This window comes from Isoptericola sp. NPDC056573 (genome assembly GCF_042793335.1).
GTDB lineage: Bacteria > Actinomycetota > Actinomycetes > Actinomycetales > Cellulomonadaceae > Isoptericola.
This window is the reverse complement of record NZ_JBHTUY010000017.1, coordinates 1-19,246: the sequence shown is the minus strand read 5'-3', so window position 1 is coordinate 19,246 and position 19,246 is coordinate 1. Positions and strand designations below refer to the sequence as shown.

Below are 19,246 nucleotides of genomic sequence, written 5' to 3'. Positions count from 1 at the left end.
ACCCCTTCGTGCGTGCGACGAGACGCGGTCAGCCCTTGACCGCGCCGAGCATGATTCCCTTGACGAAATAGCGTTGGAAGAGCGGGTAGATGAAGAGGATCGGGAGCACCACGAGCACCGCCACCGTCATGCGGATCGACGTCGGCGTCTGCGTGGTGGCCGCCGTGGCCAGGGCTCCCAGGTTCCCCTGAGCGTTCTGCGCCGCCTGCGCCAGGCTGCTCGCCTGGTTGGTGTACGTGTAGAGCAGGTACTGCAGGGAGTAGAGCTTCTGGTCGGTGATGTACAGCAGCGTGTCCTGGAACGAGTTCCACTGGGCCACCGCCGTGAAGATCGCCACCGTGGCCAGGATCGGCGTCATGTTCGGCAGGATGATCCGGAAGAAGACCCGGAGGGTGCCCGCCCCGTCGATCTCGGCCGCCTCCTGCAGCGAGGCGGGCATCGACTCCACGTACGTCTTGACGAGGATGATGTTGAAGGGCTGCACGATGGCCGGGAGGATGTAGACCCAGAACGAGTTCGTGAGCCCCAGCGTCTTCATCGTGACGTACATGGGGATGAGCCCCGCGCTGAAGTACATCGTGAAGATGACGAGGCGGTACCAGAGGGAGCGCTTCCACATCCGTTCTTGAGTGAACATGAAGCCGAGGAACGCCGACGCCAGCACCGTGCACGCCGTGCCGATCACGGTGCGGGCCACGGACACGATCGCGGCGGCGGACAGACCGTCGAGCTGCAGGATCTGCGAATAGTTCGACAGGTGGAGACCCTCGGGCCACAGGCGGACCTGACCCAGCGCGCTCATGTCGTTGGCGCTGACCGAGTTGATGATCAGGAAGTAGAACGGGTAGGCGCACAGGAGCGCGAAGAGCAGGAAGCCGGCGTAGTTGACGAGCGCGAAGGGGGCGTCCCCGCGGGTGCGCTTAAGGGCAGGGCTGGTGATCGACACGGTCTCTCTCCCCGTTCAGATGATCGACGTGCCGCGGGCGCGCTTGGCGATCGCGTTGGCCGTGACGAGGAGGACGACGGAGATGACGCTCTTCAGCATGCCCAGCGCCGTCGCCATCGACAGGCTGTTCCCGGTGATGCCGATGTTGTAGACGTACAGGTCCAGCACCTGGATGTGCTCCTTGTTGAAGGCGTTCTGGAACACGTAGTACTGCTCCATGCCGTTGTTGAGCATGTTCGCGATCGAGAGCACGAGCAGGACCACGTAGGTGGGCATCAGCTGCGGGAAGGTGATGTACCGCATGAGCTGGAATCGTCCGGCGCCGTCGATGCGCGCGGACTCGTAGAGCGCCGGGTCGATCGACGTGATGGCGGCGAGGTACATGATCGCGCCCCACCCGAGGCCCTTCCACAGGCTCCAGAGCAGCATCGTGAGCCACACGTGCTCACCGGTGTCGAGGAACTTGATCGGTGTGGTGATGATGCCCCAGTCGTTCAGCACCGAGTTCACGAGACCCGAGGTGGAGAAGAGCGAGAAGGCGATCATGTAGACGAGCACCCACGAGATGAAGTTCGGGAGCGTCGTGAGGGTCTGCACCGCGTTCTTGAACCACGGCGCCCGGATCTCGTTGAGGAGCATCGCGAAGAAGACGGGCAGCAGCGAGGTCGCGATCCCGAGGAAGCTCATGGCGAGGGTGTTCGCCATGACCTGCCCGATCTGCTGGAGCTGGGTCGGGGAGGACACGAGCATCCGGAACCACTGGAACCCGACGAACTCGCTGCCGGACAGCCCGAGGGCGGGCTTGTAGTCGTAGAACGCCGTCGCCCAGCCGGCGAGCGGCAGGTAGGAGAACACCACCACGAGGACGAGGAACGGGAGCACGACGAGGAACATCGCGGGCGACGGCTTCTTGCCGCGGTGTCGCCGGTGTCTCCGGTCGCGTCCCCGGCGCCGACCCCGGGGGTCGTCCTCGCTCCGGCGGTCGCGTTCTCGGTCCGGCACGTCGGCGGGTCCGCGGTCGAGCAGCGGCGCTCCCTGGGTGAGGCTCACCTGTCACTCCCTCGTGATGGGTCTCGCGCGCTCGGTGGCCGCCGGTGGCCACCGTGTCGAAGCGCTTCGAATTGATATCACCCCCGTGACAGGTTGCGCAATGGTGTGCGGCGATCCGGACGGGTGCGGTCCCGCGACGTCGCGGGCCGGTCGGTCAGCGGCGGGCGGTGCTCCCGCGGGTGGTCAGCACGGGCGTCAGCAGCCGGGTCTCGGCGTGCTGGCCGCCGTCGAGGCGCGCCATGACGATGTCCACGGCGAGGCCGCCGATCGTCGACGCCGGCAGGTCGATCGCGGTCATCGGGACCTGCTGGGCGAGCGCGACGTCCTCGGGGCACAGGGCGACGACGGACACGTCCTCGGGCACGGACCGGCCGGAGTCGCGCAGCCGGGACAGCACGTGCGGCAGCGCACGCTCGTTGTGCACGAAGAGCCCGCTGGTGCCGGGGGTCTCGGCGAGGAGCTCGTCGACGACGCGGGCCACCTCGGCGGGCGCCCCCGGGCAGGCGACGACCTTCGCGTCGAGGCCGTGCTCCGGTGCCGCCTGCGCGAACCCGCGCATCACCCGGTCCACGTACGACGTGTGCCGGTCCACGACCTCCGGAGGCGCGCCGAGCATGGCCACCTGCCGGTGCCCCAGCTCGGACAGGTGCTGCGCGGCGAGCCGGCCGGCGGCCTCGAAGTCCAGGTCGACGCACGACAGCCCGGAGGCGTCCCGCGGCAGGCCCACCAGCACGGACGGCTGCCGGGACCGGGTGAGGATCGGGATGCGGGGGTCGTCCGCCTCGACGTCCATGACGACGAGCGCGTCCACCATCGAGCCGTTCGTCGCACGCTCCAGGCCCTCGAGGTCGTCCTGGGTGAGCAGCAGCACGTCGTGCGCGTGCTCCCGCGCCCGCGTGACGACGCCGCCCGCGAACTGCATGATCACGGGCACGTCGATGCCCGAGCGCAGCGGGATCATGAGCCCGATGACCTCGGTGCGCGCCGACGCGAGGGCGCGCGCGCCGGCGTGCGGGCGGTAGCCCAGCGTCGCGATCGCCTGCTCGACGCGCCGACGCGTGGGCGCGGAGATGGACCGCTTGCCCGAGAGCACGTAGGAGACGGTCGACGCCGAGACTCCCGCCGCCTTCGCGACGTCCTCGATGGTGGCCACGGCTATCTCCTGGGTGCGTGAGGGACGGCGGCGCCCACGACCGGGAGGTCGCCGGGCACGTCGAGGATCACGGTAGCGCCCGCGGCGACCGAGACCGGGGTTCCCTCGGTGGCCACGCCGCCGTGGCGCACCACGACGTCCAGCGCCCGGTCGCCCGGCGCCCGCAGCCGTGCGCGGGTGAGCTCGCCGTCGCGCCAGGCGAGGTCGACCTCGGCGCCGCCGCGGGCCCGCAGGCCGGTGATCTCGCCGTCCGGCCAGGCCGGGGGCAGCGCGGGCAGCAGGTCGAGGCGGACCGCGCAGTCGTCCCGCCGGTGCGACTGCAACAGCATCTCCGCGACGCCCGCGGTGAGGCCGAGGTTGCCGTCGATCTGGAACGGCGGGTGCGCGCTGAACAGGTTCGGGTACAGCCCGCCCCGGTGCCCGCCCGGGTGCCGCCCGTCTGGCCCGTCGGCGGGGCGCAGCGACAGCAGCACCTGGTCGTGGGCCCGCCCGCCCTCGCCGAGCCGCGCCCACAGCGAGATCCGCCAGGCGAGCGACCAGCCCGTGGACTCGCGGCCGCGCAGCTCGAGGCTGCGCGCGGCGGCCCGCGCCAGGCCGGGGGTCGTCGTCGGGTCCAGGTCGCCGAGGGGGTAGAGCCCCACGAGGTGGGACAGGTGCCGGTGCTCCGGCTCCGCCTCGGGGACCTCCTCGCCCCACTCCAGCAGCTCCCCGCGCGCCCCGATCGCCGGGTCGGGCAGCGCGGCGACGACGGCCTCGAGGCGGGGGAGCCACGGCTCGTCGGCGTCGTCGAGCCCGAGCGTGCCGGCGGCCTCGCGGCAGCCCGCCGCCAGGGCGCGCAGCAGCGCCACGTCCATCGCGGCGCTGGTCGTGACCGCGGCGGGCGCGCCGTCACGCGCCACGAACTGGTTCTCCGGCGACGTCGACGGGCTGGTCCAGGCGCGCTCCGGCGCGCCGCCGGGCGCGCCACCGGCCGTCTGCACCCAGGCGAGCGCGAACTCGCCCGCCCCGCGGAGCGCGGGCCACGCGGCACGCAGCTCGGCGTCGTCGCCCGTGAACCGGTGGTGCTCCACGAGGTGCTGGGCCAGCCAGGTGCCGCCGTGCGCCCACGCGGACCACTTGGCCTCGCCACGGCCGTTGCCGACGGGCGCGGCGTGGCCCCACGCGTCCGAGTTGTGGTGCGCCGCCCAGCCGGCGGCGCCGTACAGGTCGCGCGCGACGGCGGCGCCCGGTCCGGCGGCGAGGCGGCCGACGTAGCGCAGGAGCGGCTCCTGGCTCGCGGCGAGCCCGGTCGTACCGGCCGCCCAGTACGCCATCTGCAGGTTGATGTTCAGCGTGTAGCCACTGCTCCACGGGCCCGGCAGCCACGGGTTCCACAGGCCCTGCAGGGTGGCGGGCAGGCCGCCGGGCCGGGACGACGACAGCAGCAGGTAGCGGCCGAGGTGGAACGTGAGCGCCGCCAGACCGGGGTCGGGGCGCTCGGCGGCGGCCAGCACACGGCGGTCGGTCGGCAGGTCGACGGCGTCCGCCGGCGACGGCAGCGCCAGGTCCACCCGCCCGTACTGCCGGGCGTGCTCCGCGACGTGCGCCGCGCGCAGGCGCTCGCGGAGCCCGGCGGCGTCGTCGGCCGAGATCCGCCCGTCGCCGTCCCGGTGCGCGGGCGCCGCGTGGGTCGCCAGCTGCGCCGCGAGCCGGTCGGCCGGCGGCGCGGCCTCCGGCTCGCCGGGCGGGTCGGTCGTGGCGGTCGCGACCAGCAGCACGTGCGTGCGCGCGACGCCGGTGCGCAGCGTGCCGTCGTCGACGACGGCGTCGTGGTCGGCGGGCGCGGTCACGGCGACGACGCCGGCGCGGCCGAGCGCGGTGTCGTACCGCAGCTCGCCCTCGGGGTGGTGCGACGGCGGGACGTCCACGGGCAGGTCGAAGGTCCGCACCAGCACGGCGGGGCCGGCAGGGCCGTCGGTGCGGATCGGGTCGACGGCCGGGCGGGCCGAGACGCGCAGCAGGCTCTCGACGCGCACGACCAGGCGGACCGGTCGCGCGGCCCGCACGGTGTGCACCACCGCGCCGCCCCGGGAGTCGGCCCAGGTCTCCTGCACGACGCGGCCCGCCACGGGGTGCTCCCACGCGTGGGTGGCGACACCGGTGCGCAGGTCCAGCTCGCGCCGCTCGATGCCGCGGGGGTGCCCCGCCGGCGCGTCCCCGGCTGTGGAGGCGGACTCGGAGGCGGGCTTGGAGGCGGGCTCGGGGGCGGGCTCGACGGCGACGTCGAGCTCGGCCAGCGGGAGGTAGGCCTGCGCCCAGGGTGTCTGCGTCTCGGCGAGCAGCGCCTCGGCGCCGCGCACGTCACCGGCCTCGACGGCGGCGCGCACCCGGGAGAGGTGCTCGGGGCCGCGGGCGCGGGCCCCGGCCAGCGGGTCGGCGGGCGGCGGGCCCGACCAGGCGGTGCCGTCGTTGAGCCAGAGGTGCTCGACCCCGGCCCGGCCGGCGCACATCACCCCCCGGTGGCCGTTGCCCACGGGGTAGGCCTCGACCCACCGGGCGGCACTGCGGTCGGCGTGCAGGACGTGCGTCGTCGCGGGGAGTTCGCCCATGGTCGGAGAGCGTAGTGGGCGTGGCCGAATCGCTTCGACCGCCACGACGGTCGTCGGTCGTCGCGTGACCACCGGTCGGAGCGTCCCTGCTTGACGACCGTTCGTTCGAGGTCGATACTCGCCGTCGAAGCGCTTCGACTTGCAGGTCGGAGCGCCTCGCCGGGGCCCCGAGCGGTGCCGCCGCGGCGCTGGACTCGACGAGGAGGACCCCATGCCCCACCGCGCACGCACCCTGTCCGCGGCCGCCCTGATCGCCGCGTCGGCCCTGACGCTGACCGCCTGCGTGGGCGGCGGGGGAGGCGGCGGCACGACCGCCGGGGGCGGCGACACCGACGACAAGACCCTGACGATCTGGCACTACGAGAACGACGACTCGGCGATGGGCCAGGCCTGGGCCAAGGCGATCGAGATCTTCGAGGCGGAGCACCCGGACGTCACGGTCGACGTCGAGAAGCAGACGTTCGAGCAGATCCAGAAGAACGCGAAGATCGTGCTGACCGGCGACGACGTGCCCGACGTCATGGAGTACAACAAGGGCAACGCGACCGCCGGGCAGCTCGCCGCGCAGGGCCTGCTCGCCCCGCTGACCGACGCCGCGGAGGAGAACGGCTGGGCCGACAAGCTGTCCGGCTCGCTGCAGACCACCGCGCGCTACGACGAGAACGGCCTCATGGGCTCCGGCGACTGGTACGGCGTGCCCAACTACGGCGAGTTCGTGGGCGTCTACTACAACAAGCAGATGTTCGAGGACGCGGGCCTCGAGGTGCCCACCACGCTCGACGAGCTCGAGCAGGTGATGGAGGCGTTCAAGGACGACGGCGTCACCCCGCTGGCCGAGGCGGGGGCCGAGTACCCCATGGGCCAGCTCTGGTACGAGCTCGTGCTGGCGAACGCCGACCGGGAGCTCGTCGACCGGTACCAGCTCTTCGACGGCGACGTCGACTTCCACGGACCCGAGATGACGGCGGCCACCGAGCAGCTCGACGACTGGATCGACAAGGGGTACGTCGCCGGTGACTCCGCCGGCCTCACGGCCGAGGACATGGGTGTCGCCTTCATGAAGGGCGACTACCCGATGATGGTCTCGGGCTCCTGGTGGTTCGGCCGCGTGACGGCCGAGATGAAGGACGACTGGGGTCAGTTCAACTTCCCGGGGAACGCGCTGCACACCGGCTCGTCGGGCAACCTGTGGGTCGTCCCGACCAACGCGGACTCGCCGTCGCTGGCCACGGAGTTCATCGACACCACCCTGCGCCCCGAGGTGCAGGACGTGCTGGCGCAGACCGGCGGCCTGCCGGTCGCGGGCGACGCCTCCACGATCACCGACGACAAGACGCGCGAGCTCACCGAGAACTTCCAGGCGATCCTCGACGACGACGGCCTGGCGTTCTACCCCGACTGGCCCGTCCCCGGCTACTACGACACGATCGTCAGCCAGCTGCAGTCCCTGATCAACCGGTCGAAGACGCCGGAGCAGGTGCTCGACGGTCTGGAGTCGGCCTACACGGACGGCAAGGCCGACCTGCTCGGCGAGTGACGACGTGACCGCCACCCTCAGCCCGCCCGCGGCGGCGTCCCGGGCCGACGCCCGGACGCGCCGCCGCCGGCGGGGCGCGACCCTGCCCTACCTGGCGTACCTGCTCCCCGGCGCGGTGCTCTTCGTGCTGGTCATCGGGTACCCGCTGGTGACCAACGTCTACATCAGCCTGTTCTCCTGGCGCGGCGGCCTGGCGCCGCTCACCTGGGTGGGCCTCGACAACTACACGGAGCTCTGGCACGACGCCGCGTTCTGGACGTCGTTCCAGAACTCGGTCGCGATGATCGTCGCGATGGTGCTGGTGCCCACCGTGATCGGCCTGCTGCTCGCGGCGGTGCTGTTCGACTACCTGGGCCGGCGGTTCGGCGGCCGGGTCGCGTCGGTCCTGCGGGCCACGTACTACCTGCCGCAGATCCTGCCCGTCGCGGTCGCGGGCGTGCTGTGGAACTGGATCCTCAACGCCCAGACCGGCGCGCTCAACGAGATCCTGCGTGCGCTCGGCGTCGCGGACCCGCCCAACTGGCTGGGCGACCCGAGCACGGCGCTGCCGAGCGTCATGCTCGTGCTCATCTGGGTGCAGATCGGGTATCCCGTGGTGATCTTCATGGCGGCGCTGCAGCGGGTCGACCCCGAGCTGTACGAGGCCGCGGAGCTGGACGGCGCCGGCTGGTGGCGGCGGTTCCAGGCCATCACGATCCCGCAGATCCGCCCGGAGACGTTCGTCGTGACGCTGACCTGCACGGTCGCGGCGCTCAAGGTCTTCGGCCCGATCTACGTGCTGACCCGCGGCGGCCCCGAGAGCTCCACGCTCGTGCCGAGCTACTACTCGTACCTGAACTTCTTCGACAAGTCGCGGGTGGGCTACGGCGCCGCCGTCGCGACCGTGCTCACGGTGGTGATCCTCGTGGTGGCCGTGGTCATCCTCGCGCTGCAGACGCGCGCCGAGCGGGCCGAGGAGGTGGGGCGCTGATGGCCGCGACCCTGGCGACGGTCCGGGCGCGCAGCGGGAACCGCCACCACCGGGGCGCCGGGCGCTGGTTCGTGCTCGCGGGCGCCGTCGTCGTCGCGCTGCTCGTCGTCGCGCCCCTGCTGGTGATGCTGCTCAACGCGTTCAAGTCGCCCGACGACTACACGCAGCACGGGCCGCTCAGCCTGCCGACGAGCCTCTACCTCGACGGGCTCGTGAACTTCTGGCAGCGCACGGAGTTCCCGGTGAAGCTGTGGAACTCGTTCTTCATCTCCGCCGTCGTGGCGGTGGCGGCGTGCGCGCTCTCGCTCCTCAACGCCTACGCGATCGGGATCGGCCGGATCAAGGGCCGGATGTGGGTGGTGCTGCTGTTCCTGCTCGCGAACATGCTGCCGCAGGAGGCGCTGATCTACCCGCTGTTCGACATGGCCCGGCAGGTGGGGCTGTCGAACTCGCAGTGGTCCGTGATCATCATCTTCACGGTCATCCAGTCCGCCTTCGGCACCTACCTGCTGGCGTCCGTGCTCGGGACGTTCCCGCCGGCGCTGCTCGAGGCGGCGGCGCTCGACGGCGCGGGCCGCTGGCGGATCCTGTGGCGGGTCGTGTTCCCCATCGTGCGGCCCACGCTCATCGTCCTGATGATCTTCTTCTTCATCTGGACGTGGAACGAGTTCTTCATCCCGCTGGTCATGCTCACGACCAACGACACGCAGACGATCCCGATCGCGCTCGCGTCGCTCCAGGGCGACCGGATGATGGACGCCCCCACGACCAACGCCGGGGCGCTCGTCTCCCTCGTCCCGGCCCTGGTCTTCTTCCTGATCTTCCAGCGCACCCTCACCCGAGGCGTCACCGCCGGCGCGGTGAAGTAGCGCACCACCCCACCCTCGTGCGGCGTGCTCCCGGGCGCTCCGCCATCATCGACACGACAGCTCGGAGTAGGTGCACCTGATGAAGTTCACCGACGGCTACTGGCAGACCCGCCGCGGCATCGCACCGTTGTACGCGGTGGAGGTCGACGACGTCCGCGTCGACGAGGCCGCGGGCACGATGACCGTGTACGCCCCCACGGCGCCGGTCCGGCGACGTGGCGACACCCTCAACCGGCCGATGCTCACGGTCACGTACTCCTCGCCCGCGCCGGGCGTCGTGCGGGTGCGCGTGGAGCACTTCGCGGGGGCCGCGCGCCGCGGGCCGGAGTTCGCCGTCCACGGCGAGCCGGGCTTCCTCCCGGTCGTGAAGGTCGACGAGACGGAGGGCGTGCTGGAGACCGGCGGGCTCTCGGTCCGGGTGCACCGGGGCGGCGGCTGGCACGTGGACGTCGAGCACGACGGCAAGGTGCTCACCTCCAGCCTGCCGAAGTCCGTGGGAGCGATGAGCGCGACGTCGGGCCCGCTCGAGGGCGGCGCCTGGGTGCACGAGCAGCTGACGCTCGAGCCCGGCGAGCACGTGTACGGCCTCGGCGAGCGGTTCGGGCCGTTCGTCAAGAACGGGCAGTCCGTCGACGTCTGGAACGAGGACGGCGGCACGTCCAGCGAGCAGGCGTACAAGAACGTGCCGCTCTACCTGACCAGCAAGGGGTACGGGGTCTTCGTCGCGCACCCCGAGCGGGTGTCGCTCGAGGTCGCCTCCGAGGTGAACACCCGCGTCCAGTTCTCGGTCGAGGGCCAGTCGCTCGAGTACTACGTCATCGCCGGCCCCGCACCGAAGGACGTGCTGCGCCGCTACACCGCGCTCACGGGGCGCCCGGCGCGCGTGCCCGCCTGGTCGTACGGGACCTGGTTGTCGACGTCGTTCACGACGGACTACGACGAGGCCACGGTGACGAGCTTCGTGGACGGCATGGCCGAGCGCGGGCTGCCGCTGAGCGTGTTCCACTTCGACTGCTTCTGGATGCGCGAGTACCAGTGGTGCGACTTCGAGTGGGACCCGCGCGTCTTCCCCGACCCGGAGGGCATGCTCGCCCGCCTGCACGACCGGGGGCTGAAGGTCAGCCTCTGGATCAACCCGTACATCGGGCAGCGCTCGCCCCTGTTCGAGGAGGGCCGCGCCCAGGGCTACCTGCTGCGCACCACCGACGGCGGGGTGTGGCAGTGGGACCTGTGGCAGGCCGGCATGGCCCTGGTCGACTTCACCAACCCCGAGGCCGCGGACTGGTACCTCGGCCACCTGGAGCGCCTGCTCGACCAGGGCGTGGACGCGTTCAAGACCGACTTCGGGGAGCGGGTGCCCACCGAGGACGTGGTGTGGCACGACGGCTCGGACCCCCGCAAGATGCACAACTACTACGCCGAGCTGTACAACGAGCTGGTCTTCCGGATGCTCGAGCGACGCCGGGGTCGCGGCGACGCCGTCGTCTTCGCGCGGTCGGCCACGGCCGGCGGACAGCAGTTCCCGGTGCACTGGGGCGGAGACTGCGACTCGACCTACGCGTCGATGGGGGAGTCCCTGCGGGGCGGGCTGTCGCTCGCGCTGTCGGGCTTCGGCTACTGGAGCCACGACATCGGCGGCTTCGAGGGCACGCCCGACGCCGGGGTGTTCAAGCGCTGGCTCGCGTTCGGGCTGCTGTCGAGCCACTCGCGCCTCCACGGCTCGTCGTCGTACCGCGTGCCGTGGGCCTTCGACGAGGAGGCGGTCGACGTCGCGCGCCGGTTCACGCACCTGAAGATGTCGCTCATGCCCTACCTCGCGCAGGCGGGGGAGGAGGCGCACGCCGCGGGCACGCCGATCATGCGGCCGATGGTGCTGGAGTTTCCCGGCGACCGGGCCACCTTCGGCGTCGACATGCAGTACATGCTGGGCGGCTCGCTGCTCGTGGCGCCGGTCTTCCAGGCCGACGGCACGGTCGAGTACTACGTGCCCGAGGGCACGTGGACCCGCCTGCTGGACGGCGCGGAGACCGCGCACGCGCAGACCGTGACCGGGCCGCGCTGGGTCACCGAGACCCACGACTTCGACTCCCTGCCGGTGCTCGTGCGCCCCGGCACGGTGCTGCCGGTCGGGACGCGCACCGACCGGCCCGACTACGCGTGGGCCGACGGCGTCGAGCTGCGCTGCTTCGGTCTCACCGACGGGCACGACGCCGTCACCGTCGTGCCCACGGGAGGGCCGGACGGCGAGGCGGCGCGCTTCCGCGTCCGGCGCACCGGCGACGAGGTCGTCGTCACGTCCGACGACGCCCCCGGCGCCTGGACCGTCCGGGTGGGGGAGCGCACGGCAGCCGCCGCCGGACCGGGCACGGTCAGCCTGCGCCTCTGACGGCGACCCGCGCGCCCGCGCGCTGCCGGTGGCTACACTGCCGGGACAGGGTGGGAGCGCTTCCACACGACCGCCGCACCGACCACCACGACGCCCCGTGACTCCGAGCACCGAGGAACGAACCCATGACCAGCACGACCACCACGCCCGCCACCCAGCCCGACGTCACCGCGACCGTCGCCCGCACGTTCCCCGCCGACTTCCTCTGGGGCACCGCGACCGCGGCCTACCAGATCGAGGGCGCCGCCGCCGAGGGCGGACGGGGGCCGTCCATCTGGGACACGTACTCCCGCACGCCCGGTCGCACCCGTGACGGCGACACCGGCGACGTCGCGTGCGACCACTACCACCGCTGGGCCGAGGACGTGGACCACCTCGACCGCCTCGGCGTCGGCGCCTACCGCCTGTCGATCTCCTGGTCGCGCGTGCAGCCCGGCGGGAGCGGCCCCCTCAACCCGGAGGGCGTCGCGTTCTACCGCGACCTGCTCGACGCGCTGCGCGAGCGCGGCATCCGGCCCTTCGTCACGCTCTACCACTGGGACCTGCCGCAGGAGCTCGAGGACGCCGGCGGCTGGGCGGACCGGGCGACGTCGGACGCGTTCGCGCAGTACGCCCGGCACATGGCCGTCGAGCTCGGCGACCGCGTCGAGGCGTGGACCACCCTCAACGAGCCCTGGTGCTCCGCCTACCTCGGCTACGGCTCCGGCGTCCACGCGCCCGGCCGCACCGAGCCCGCCGCGGCGCTCGCGGCCGTCCACCACCTCAACCTGGCGCACGGTCTCGCGGCGCAGGCGATCCGCGACGTGCTGCCGGGCGCCCAGGTGTCGATCACGCTGAACCTGCACGCGATCCGCCCGGCGGACGCGGCGTCCGAGGGCGACGCCGACGCCGTCCGGAAGATCGACGCGCTCGCCAACCGGGCGTTCCTCGGCCCGATCCTCGACGGCGCGTACCCCGACGACCTGCTGGCCGACACCGCGCACGTGTCCGACTGGTCGTTCGTCCGCGACGGCGACCTCGAGCAGATCCGCCAGCCGCTCGACGTCCTCGGCGTGAACTACTACTCCACGGTCACCGTGCGGCGGTTCAGCGGGGACGGGGAGCGGTCGGAGAACGACGGCCACGGCGCGTCGAGCCACAGCCCGTGGATCGGCGTCACCGACGTCGAGTTCGCCGAGCAGCCCGGCCCGTACACGGCGATGGGCTGGAACATCGAGCCGTCGGGCCTCACGGAGCTGCTGTTGCGGCTGCACCGCACCTACCCGGGCCTGCCGCTCGCGGTCACCGAGAACGGGGCCGCCTTCGACGACGAGCTCGTCGTCGACGACGGCGAGCGCCGCGTGCACGACGACCGCCGCGTGGCCTATCTGCACGACCACGTCGAGGCCGTCGGCGCCGCCCGCGACGCGGGCGCGGACGTGCGCGGGTACTTCGCCTGGTCGCTCATGGACAACTTCGAGTGGGGCTACGGCTACTCCAAGCGTTTCGGCATCCTGCACGTCGACTACCCGACGGGCGAGCGCACCTGGAAGGACTCCGCCCACTGGTACCGCCGGCTCGTCACGTCCGGCGAGGTGCCGCCGGTCACCGCCGTCACCCCCTGACGCCGACCGGGCAGTGCCTGTTCGGCGCTACCGTGCGGGGCATGACCGCCGCGCGTCCCGTCCCGCTACCCGCCTCGCTCCCGCCCGACGACGCCCCGTCCGCCGGCGTCCGGTTCGACGACGCGCTCCGTGCGCGCTGCGGGGAGCGCCGGGTGCCGGCGCTGTCCGCCGCGGTGGGGCGCGCCGGCGCGGTCGCGTGGACCGGCACCGCCGGGTGGGCGCCGTCCGGCCCGGGTACGGCGTTCCGGATCGGGTCGATCACCAAGCCCATGACGGCCGTGGCCGTGCTGCGGCTGGCGGTCGCGGGGCGGCTCGGCCTGAACGACCCGGTGGGGCGGTACCTCGCGGAGGCCCCCGCCCCGGACGCCACGGTCGCCCAGCTGCTCACGCACACCGCGGGCCTGGCGGCCGAGCCCCCGGGGCCGTGGTGGGAGCGGCACGGCGCGGGGTCGTGGGCCGAGCTCGTCGCCTCCGGCGTCGAGCGGCTGTGGGAGCCGGGGGAACGGCACCACTACTCCAACGTGGGCTACGCCGTGCTGGGCCGCCTGGTCGAGGAGGCGCACGGCCGGTCGTGGGACGCCGTCCTGCGCGACGAGGTCTGGGCGCCGCTGGGCATGGCGGGCACGGGCCGGACGCCGCCGGGCGAGGCCGCGGTGGGGTACGCGGTGCACCCCGACGTCGACACCGTCCTCGTCGAGCCGGTGGCCGCCTACGGCGCGATGGGGCCGGCGGGGGAGGTGTGGTCCACGCCGACGGACCTCGTGCGGTTCGGGTCGTGGCTGGTGGGCGCCGGCGACGACGGCGGAGCGGGTGACGACGTGCTGCCGCTCGCGTGGCGCCGTCGGATGGCGACGCCCCGGGCGGTGGTCGACGACGACGTGCCGTTCACGGCCGCGTGGGGGCTGGGCGTCTCCGTGCACCACGGGCCCGGCGAGGGCGGGCGGAACGCCCGTCGCACCGTGGGGCACGGGGGCTCCGTGCCCGGCTTCACCGCGACGCTGCGGGCCGACCCCGCGACGGGGGACGTCGTCGCCGTCTGCGGCAGCTCGACCGCCGGGTTCGGCGACGCGTCCTTCCTGCTCGACCTCCTGGGCGTGCCGGGCCCGGCCCCCGAGCCCGCCGTCGTGGGCGGCGCCGGTGGCACCGCCCCGGACGCCCTCGCGCTGGCCGGGACCTGGTACTGGGGCCCGATGCCGTACACGGTGTCCGTGCGCGCCGACGGCTGCCTGGACCTGGGTTCGCCGGACGGGCGGAGCACGGTGTTCGACCGGACGCCCGAGGGCTGGGTCGGCGTCGCGGGCGGCTACTGGCGCGGCGAGCGGCTGCGGCCCGTCGCGACCGGCACGCCCGCGGAGGCCCTCGACGTCGGCACCTTCCACCTCACGCGCGCGCCCTACGACCCCGCGACGGCGGTGCCGGGCGGCGTCGACCCCGCGGGCTGGCGCGCCGTGCCCGTGTCGCCGTCCGCCGCCGAGCGCGACGCAGGGAGCTGACCGGTCCGCGCGGTGTGCGACACACCACCGCGAGCGACACGCCGATGACATCGACGAGTTTCCGAGCAGTTCGGTGCCAGGAATGTCCGATCTGCCGGGCCGCTTCCCGACCGGAGCCCGGGACCCGGCCCGGCTCCGGTCCCGATGGACGACGACCCGTCGTCGCACACACGCTGTGGACGCCCGTCGCCCACCGCCTGTGGACATCCCGACGCGATCCGCACGGTGCTGCGGAAGGACGCCCCGAGACGGTGTTGACGGAGCCTCGCCCACCCTGTGGACGAGGAGTGTCGGACCCCCGTGGGAGGCTGTTCGTGAGCGCGTGCAGCGAGGGGTGTTCGACGAATGACAGCGGTGTCAACCACAAGATGTCGGTCCCGCGCGCGCCCTGACCACTAGGTGTAGTGTTTGGAGCACGCGGGGCGCACAGCCCTTCGAACAAAGCACACCGGCGTAGTTCCACGGGCGTCATCCCTGGTCCGGGCCCTTTCGAGGCCCGTCGAGGGGACCGGCTCGCAGGGTCGCGACACCGGTCGGACGAAGCCCCCGGTGGGGAGCGCAGAGAGGGAGAGACACATGAGCATCACGGTCTACAGCAAGCCGGCCTGCGTGCAGTGCGACGCGACCTACCGCGCCCTCGACCGCAAGGGCGTCGAGTACTCCGTGGTCGACATCACGCAGGACGCCGAGGCGCTCGAGATGGTCCGCGGTCTCGGCTACCTGCAGGCCCCCGTCGTCGTCGCCGGCGACACCCACTGGTCGGGCTTCCGCCCGGACCAGATCGCCGCGGTCGCCGCGCAGCAGGCCGTCTCGGCCTGACGCCGACCGCGACACAGACTCGACAACAGGCGGGGCCCGCAGGCTGCGGCTCCGCACCCCACGAACGGCCGGCGCCCCGGGCTTCGAACCCGACCCGGGGCGCCGTGCGTCTTCGGCGACGCAGCACGTCGGTCTGGTAGCAGCATCCGGGGGGAGGCTGAGCATGAGTTCTCTCGTCTACTTCTCCAGCGTGTCGGAGAACACCCACCGGTTCGTCCAGCGCCTCGGGCTGGAGGAGCTCGGCATGTCCGTGCACCGGATCCCGGTGCGGAGGACGGACGGGTCCCTCACGGTGACCGAGCCCTACGTGCTCATGGTCCCGACATACGGCGGGGGCAACGAGGGCGGCGCCGTGCCTCGGCGCGTGCGTGAGTTCCTCAACGACCCGCACAACCGGTCGCTCGTCCGCGGCGTCATCGCCGCGGGGAACACCAACTTCGGCGCTGCGTACTGCATCGCCGGCGACATCATCTCCGCGAAGTGCCAGGTGCCCTACCTGTACGCCTTCGAACTCCTGGGGACGGCTGAGGACGCCCGGCGCGTCCGTGACGGATTGGGACGATTTTGGCAACGACAGTCACTGATCTCGGCGTGAGCTCGACGACGGACCCGGAGCACGCGGGGGCCACCCCCGTGCCGCTGCAGGGCGTGCAGCTCGACTACCACGCGCTGAACGCGATGCTGAACCTGTACGGACCGGACGGCAAGATCCAGTTCGACAAGGACCGCGAGGCCACCACGGCCTACTTCGAGCAGCACGTGGTGCCGAACACCATCCAGTTCGAGACGCTCGACGCGAAGCTCGACTACCTCCTCGAGAACAAGTACTACGACCCTGCGGTCCTCGAGAAGTACTCGCGCACCTTCGTCAAGGAGCTGTTCCGGCTCGCGTACTCGAAGGACTTCCAGTTCGAGTCGTTCCTCGGCGCGTTCAAGTACTACACGTCGTACACGCTGAAGACGTTCGACGGGAAGAAGTACCTCGAGCGCTTCGAGGACCGCGTCTCGATGGTCGCCCTCGGCCTGGCCGACGGCGACGAGCAGGTCGCGCGGGACGTCGTCGAGGAGGTCGTCTCCGGGCGGTTCCAGCCCGCGACGCCGACCTTCCTCAACGTGGGCAAGGCGCAGCGCGGCGAGCCCGTCTCCTGCTTCCTGCTGCGCATCGAGGACAACATGGAGTCCATCGCGCGCGGCATCAACTCCGCCCTGCAGCTGTCGAAGCGCGGCGGCGGCGTGGCCCTGCTGCTGAGCAACGTCCGCGAGCACGGCGCGCCGATCAAGCACATCCAGAACCAGTCGTCCGGCGTCATCCCCGTGATGAAGCTGCTCGAGGACTCGTTCTCGTACGCCAACCAGCTCGGCGCGCGCCAGGGTGCGGGCGCCGTGTACCTGCACGCGCACCACCCGGACATCATGCGGTTCCTCGACACCAAGCGGGAGAACGCGGACGAGAAGATCCGCATCAAGACCCTCTCGCTGGGCGTCGTCATCCCCGACGTGACGTTCGAGCTGGCGAAGACGAACGCGGACATGCACCTGTTCAGCCCGTACGACGTCGAGCGCGTCTACGGCAAGCCGTTCGCCGACGTCTCCATCTCGGAGAAGTACGACGAGCTCGTCGCCGACGACCGCATCACGAAGACGACGATCAAGGCCCGCGACTTCTTCCAGACCATCGCGGAGCTGCAGTTCGAGTCCGGGTACCCGTACGTGATGTTCGAGGACACGGTGAACAAGGCGAACCCGATCAAGGGCCGCATCACGCACTCGAACCTGTGCTCGGAGATCCTGCAGGTCTCGACGCCGTCGACGTTCCACGAGGACCTGTCCTACGACCACGTCGGCCGGGACATCTCCTGCAACCTCGGCTCGCTGAACATCGCCAAGACGATGGACTCGCCGGACTTCGCCAAGACGATCGACACCGCGATCCGCGCGCTCACCGCCGTCTCCGACCAGACGAGCATCGAGTCGGTCCCGTCGATCCGCCGCGCCAACGACCTCGGGCACGCCATCGGCCTCGGCCAGATGAACCTGCACGGGTACCTCGCGCGCGAGCGGATCTACTACGGGTCCGCCGAGGGCGTGGACTTCACGAACCTCTACTTCTACACGGTCGCGTACCACGCGATCGCGGCGTCCAACCGGCTCGCGATCGAGCGCGGCAAGGCGTTCGGCGGGTTCGAGGACTCGAAGTACGCCACGGGCGAGTACTTCGACAAGTACACCGACGGCGAGTGGAAGCCGGCGACCGAGCGCGTCGCGCAGCTCTTCGCGGAGGCCGGTGTCGCCATCCCGACGCAGGACGACTGGCGTGCGCTCAAGGCGTCGGTCGTGGAGCACGGCATCTACAACCAGAACCTCCAGGCCGTGCCGCCCACCGGCTCGATCAGCTACATCAACAACTCGACGTCGTCGATCCACCCGGTGCCCGCCAAGATCGAGATCCGCAAGGAGGGCAAGCTCGGTCGCGTGTACTACCCGGCGCCGTACATGACGAACGACAACCTGGACTACTACCAGGACGCGTACGAGATCGGCTACGAGAAGATCATCGACACGTACGCTGCCGCGACGCAGCACGTGGACCAGGGCCTGTCGCTGACGCTGTTCTTCCCCGACACGGTGACGACGCGCGACGTCAACCGCGCCCAGATCTACGCCTGGCGCAAGGGGATCAAGACGCTGTACTACATCCGTCTCCGCCAGATGGCCCTCGAGGGCACGGAGATCGAGGGCTGCGTCAGCTGCATGCTGTGATCGCGTCGGGCAACTACGGAATGTGTGGAGAAGAGAAGACATGGCGCCCACGGGGAAGCTCAAGCTCATCGATCGCGTGACCGCGATCAACTGGAACCGTCTGCAGGACGAGAAGGATCTCGAGGTCTGGGACCGCCTGGTCGGCAACTTCTGGCTGCCGGAGAAGGTGCCGGTGTCGAACGACATCCAGTCGTGGCACACGCTCACCGACGCCGAGCGGCTCATGACGACCCGCGTGTTCACCGGCCTCACGCTGCTGGACACCATCCAGGGCACGGTCGGTGCGGTGTCGTTGATCCCCGACGCGCTGACCCCGCACGAGGAGGCGGTGTACACCAACATCGCGTTCATGGAGTCGGTGCACGCCAAGAGCTACTCGTCGATCTTCTCGACGCTGATCTCGACGCGGGAGATCGACGAGGCGTTCGCCTGGTCGGAGCAGAACCCGCACCTGCAGCGCAAGGCCGAGATCGTGCTCGACTACTACCGCGGCGACGACCCGCTGAAGCGCAAGGTCGCCTCGACGATGCTCGAGTCGTTCCTGTTCTACTCCGGCTTCTACGCGCCGATGTACTGGTCGAGCCGCGCCAAGCTCACGAACACGGCCGACCTCATCCGCCTCATCATCCGTGACGAGGCCGTGCACGGGTACTACATCGGCTACAAGTACCAGAAGGGCCTGGCGCAGGTCAGCCAGACCGAGCAGGACGAGCTCAAGGCGTACACGTTCGAGCTGCTCTTCGAGCTGTACGAGAACGAGGTCGAGTACACCGACGCCCTGTACGGCGAGCTCGGCCTCACCGAGGACGTCAAGGCGTTCCTGCGGTACAACGCCAACAAGGCCCTGATGAACCTGGGCTACGAGGCGCTGTTCCCCAAGGAGGACACGGCCGTGAATCCGGCCATCCTCGCGGCCCTGTCGCCGAACGCCGACGAGAACCACGACTTCTTCTCCGGGTCGGGCTCGTCGTACGTCATCGGCAAGGCCGTGGCCACCGAGGACGACGACTGGGACTTCTGACCCCTGCCGAGGTAGCACGAGAGGGCGGACCGCACGTGATGCGGTCCGCC

At 71.4% G+C, this 19,246-nt stretch carries 14 protein-coding genes; 10 read left to right on the top strand and 4 right to left on the bottom strand.

From position 1 onward, the window contains the following. Positions 1-28: 28 nt before the first annotated feature. The 4 genes from ACFQ8E_RS20775 to ACFQ8E_RS20760 all read right to left on the bottom strand — a co-directional run bounded on the left by ACFQ8E_RS20775 (position 29) and on the right by ACFQ8E_RS20760 (position 5,737). Entirely contained in the window at positions 29-946 is a 918-nt protein-coding gene (locus tag ACFQ8E_RS20775; protein ID WP_430552465.1) for a carbohydrate ABC transporter permease, read from the bottom strand. Between the two features lie 15 nt (positions 947-961). Next, positions 962-1,996: an ABC transporter permease gene (locus ACFQ8E_RS20770; RefSeq protein ID WP_430552464.1), complete on the bottom strand. Its 1,035-nt coding sequence runs from the start codon at positions 1,994-1,996 to the stop codon at positions 962-964. A 154-nt stretch (positions 1,997-2,150) separates the two neighbouring features. Beyond that, positions 2,151-3,149, bottom strand: a complete 999-nt coding sequence (locus tag ACFQ8E_RS20765; RefSeq protein ID WP_430552463.1) for a LacI family DNA-binding transcriptional regulator — start codon at positions 3,147-3,149, stop codon at positions 2,151-2,153. Positions 3,150-3,151: 2 nt separating this feature from the next. Continuing rightward, a complete protein-coding gene (locus tag ACFQ8E_RS20760; RefSeq protein ID WP_430552462.1) occupies positions 3,152-5,737 on the bottom strand; it encodes a glycoside hydrolase N-terminal domain-containing protein in 2,586 nt (861 codons plus the stop codon). A gap of 211 nt (positions 5,738-5,948) precedes the next feature. Here ACFQ8E_RS20760 and ACFQ8E_RS20755 point away from each other — a divergent pair, with 211 nt between their 5' ends. From ACFQ8E_RS20755 to nrdF, 10 genes are all read left to right on the top strand, one after another. Further along, positions 5,949-7,274 carry an ABC transporter substrate-binding protein gene (locus ACFQ8E_RS20755; protein ID WP_430552461.1) on the top strand — a complete coding sequence of 442 codons (1,326 nt, stop codon included), beginning with the start codon at positions 5,949-5,951 and terminating at the stop codon, positions 7,272-7,274. A gap of 4 nt (positions 7,275-7,278) precedes the next feature. Continuing rightward, positions 7,279-8,244: a carbohydrate ABC transporter permease gene (locus ACFQ8E_RS20750; RefSeq protein ID WP_430552460.1), complete on the top strand. Its 966-nt coding sequence runs from the start codon at positions 7,279-7,281 to the stop codon at positions 8,242-8,244. Next, complete coding sequence (locus ACFQ8E_RS20745) at positions 8,244-9,113, top strand: carbohydrate ABC transporter permease (RefSeq protein WP_430552459.1); 870 nt, start codon at positions 8,244-8,246, stop codon at positions 9,111-9,113. Before ACFQ8E_RS20750 ends, ACFQ8E_RS20745 begins: the two co-directional genes overlap by 1 nt. A 79-nt stretch (positions 9,114-9,192) precedes the next feature. Next, the gene (gene yicI, locus ACFQ8E_RS20740; protein WP_430552458.1) at positions 9,193-11,499 is read left to right on the top strand and encodes an alpha-xylosidase; all 2,307 of its coding nucleotides are present in this window, start codon (positions 9,193-9,195) and stop codon (positions 11,497-11,499) included. 125 nt (positions 11,500-11,624) lie between these two features. Next, positions 11,625-13,103: a GH1 family beta-glucosidase gene (locus ACFQ8E_RS20735; protein ID WP_430552457.1), complete on the top strand. Its 1,479-nt coding sequence runs from the start codon at positions 11,625-11,627 to the stop codon at positions 13,101-13,103. Between the two features lie 41 nt (positions 13,104-13,144). Continuing rightward, positions 13,145-14,596 (top strand): serine hydrolase domain-containing protein, encoded by a 1,452-nt coding sequence (locus tag ACFQ8E_RS20730; protein WP_430552456.1) that lies wholly within the window; start codon positions 13,145-13,147, stop codon positions 14,594-14,596. Positions 14,597-15,172: 576 nt separating this feature from the next. Beyond that, positions 15,173-15,415: a glutaredoxin-like protein NrdH gene (gene nrdH, locus ACFQ8E_RS20725; protein WP_416345666.1), complete on the top strand. Its 243-nt coding sequence runs from the start codon at positions 15,173-15,175 to the stop codon at positions 15,413-15,415. Positions 15,416-15,578: 163 nt separating this feature from the next. Further along, positions 15,579-16,010 (top strand): class Ib ribonucleoside-diphosphate reductase assembly flavoprotein NrdI, encoded by a 432-nt coding sequence (gene nrdI / locus ACFQ8E_RS20720; protein ID WP_430552455.1) that lies wholly within the window; start codon positions 15,579-15,581, stop codon positions 16,008-16,010. Beyond that, positions 15,980-18,175 carry a class 1b ribonucleoside-diphosphate reductase subunit alpha gene (nrdE, locus tag ACFQ8E_RS20715; protein WP_430552454.1) on the top strand — a complete coding sequence of 732 codons (2,196 nt, stop codon included), beginning with the start codon at positions 15,980-15,982 and terminating at the stop codon, positions 18,173-18,175. The genes nrdI and nrdE overlap by 31 nt, the downstream gene beginning before the upstream one ends. A 40-nt stretch (positions 18,176-18,215) precedes the next feature. Next, positions 18,216-19,196 carry a class 1b ribonucleoside-diphosphate reductase subunit beta gene (gene nrdF / locus ACFQ8E_RS20710; protein WP_430552453.1) on the top strand — a complete coding sequence of 327 codons (981 nt, stop codon included), beginning with the start codon at positions 18,216-18,218 and terminating at the stop codon, positions 19,194-19,196. Positions 19,197-19,246: the final 50 nt, after the last annotated feature.

Excerpts from the sequence above, each read along its gene's own strand:
- ACFQ8E_RS20760 (WP_430552462.1), bottom strand. The coding sequence starts at position 5,737 with ATGGGCGAACTCCCCGCGACGACGCACGTCCTGCACGCCGACCGCAGT.
- ACFQ8E_RS20755 (WP_430552461.1), top strand. The coding sequence starts at position 5,949 with ATGCCCCACCGCGCACGCACCCTGTCCGCGGCCGCCCTGATCGCCGCG.
- ACFQ8E_RS20745 (WP_430552459.1), top strand. The coding sequence starts at position 8,244 with ATGGCCGCGACCCTGGCGACGGTCCGGGCGCGCAGCGGGAACCGCCAC.
- yicI (WP_430552458.1), top strand. The coding sequence starts at position 9,193 with ATGAAGTTCACCGACGGCTACTGGCAGACCCGCCGCGGCATCGCACCG.
- ACFQ8E_RS20735 (WP_430552457.1), top strand. The coding sequence starts at position 11,625 with ATGACCAGCACGACCACCACGCCCGCCACCCAGCCCGACGTCACCGCG.
- ACFQ8E_RS20730 (WP_430552456.1), top strand. The coding sequence starts at position 13,145 with ATGACCGCCGCGCGTCCCGTCCCGCTACCCGCCTCGCTCCCGCCCGAC.
- nrdH (WP_416345666.1), top strand. The coding sequence starts at position 15,173 with ATGAGCATCACGGTCTACAGCAAGCCGGCCTGCGTGCAGTGCGACGCG.
- nrdI (WP_430552455.1), top strand. The coding sequence starts at position 15,579 with ATGAGTTCTCTCGTCTACTTCTCCAGCGTGTCGGAGAACACCCACCGG.
- nrdF (WP_430552453.1), top strand. The coding sequence starts at position 18,216 with ATGGCGCCCACGGGGAAGCTCAAGCTCATCGATCGCGTGACCGCGATC.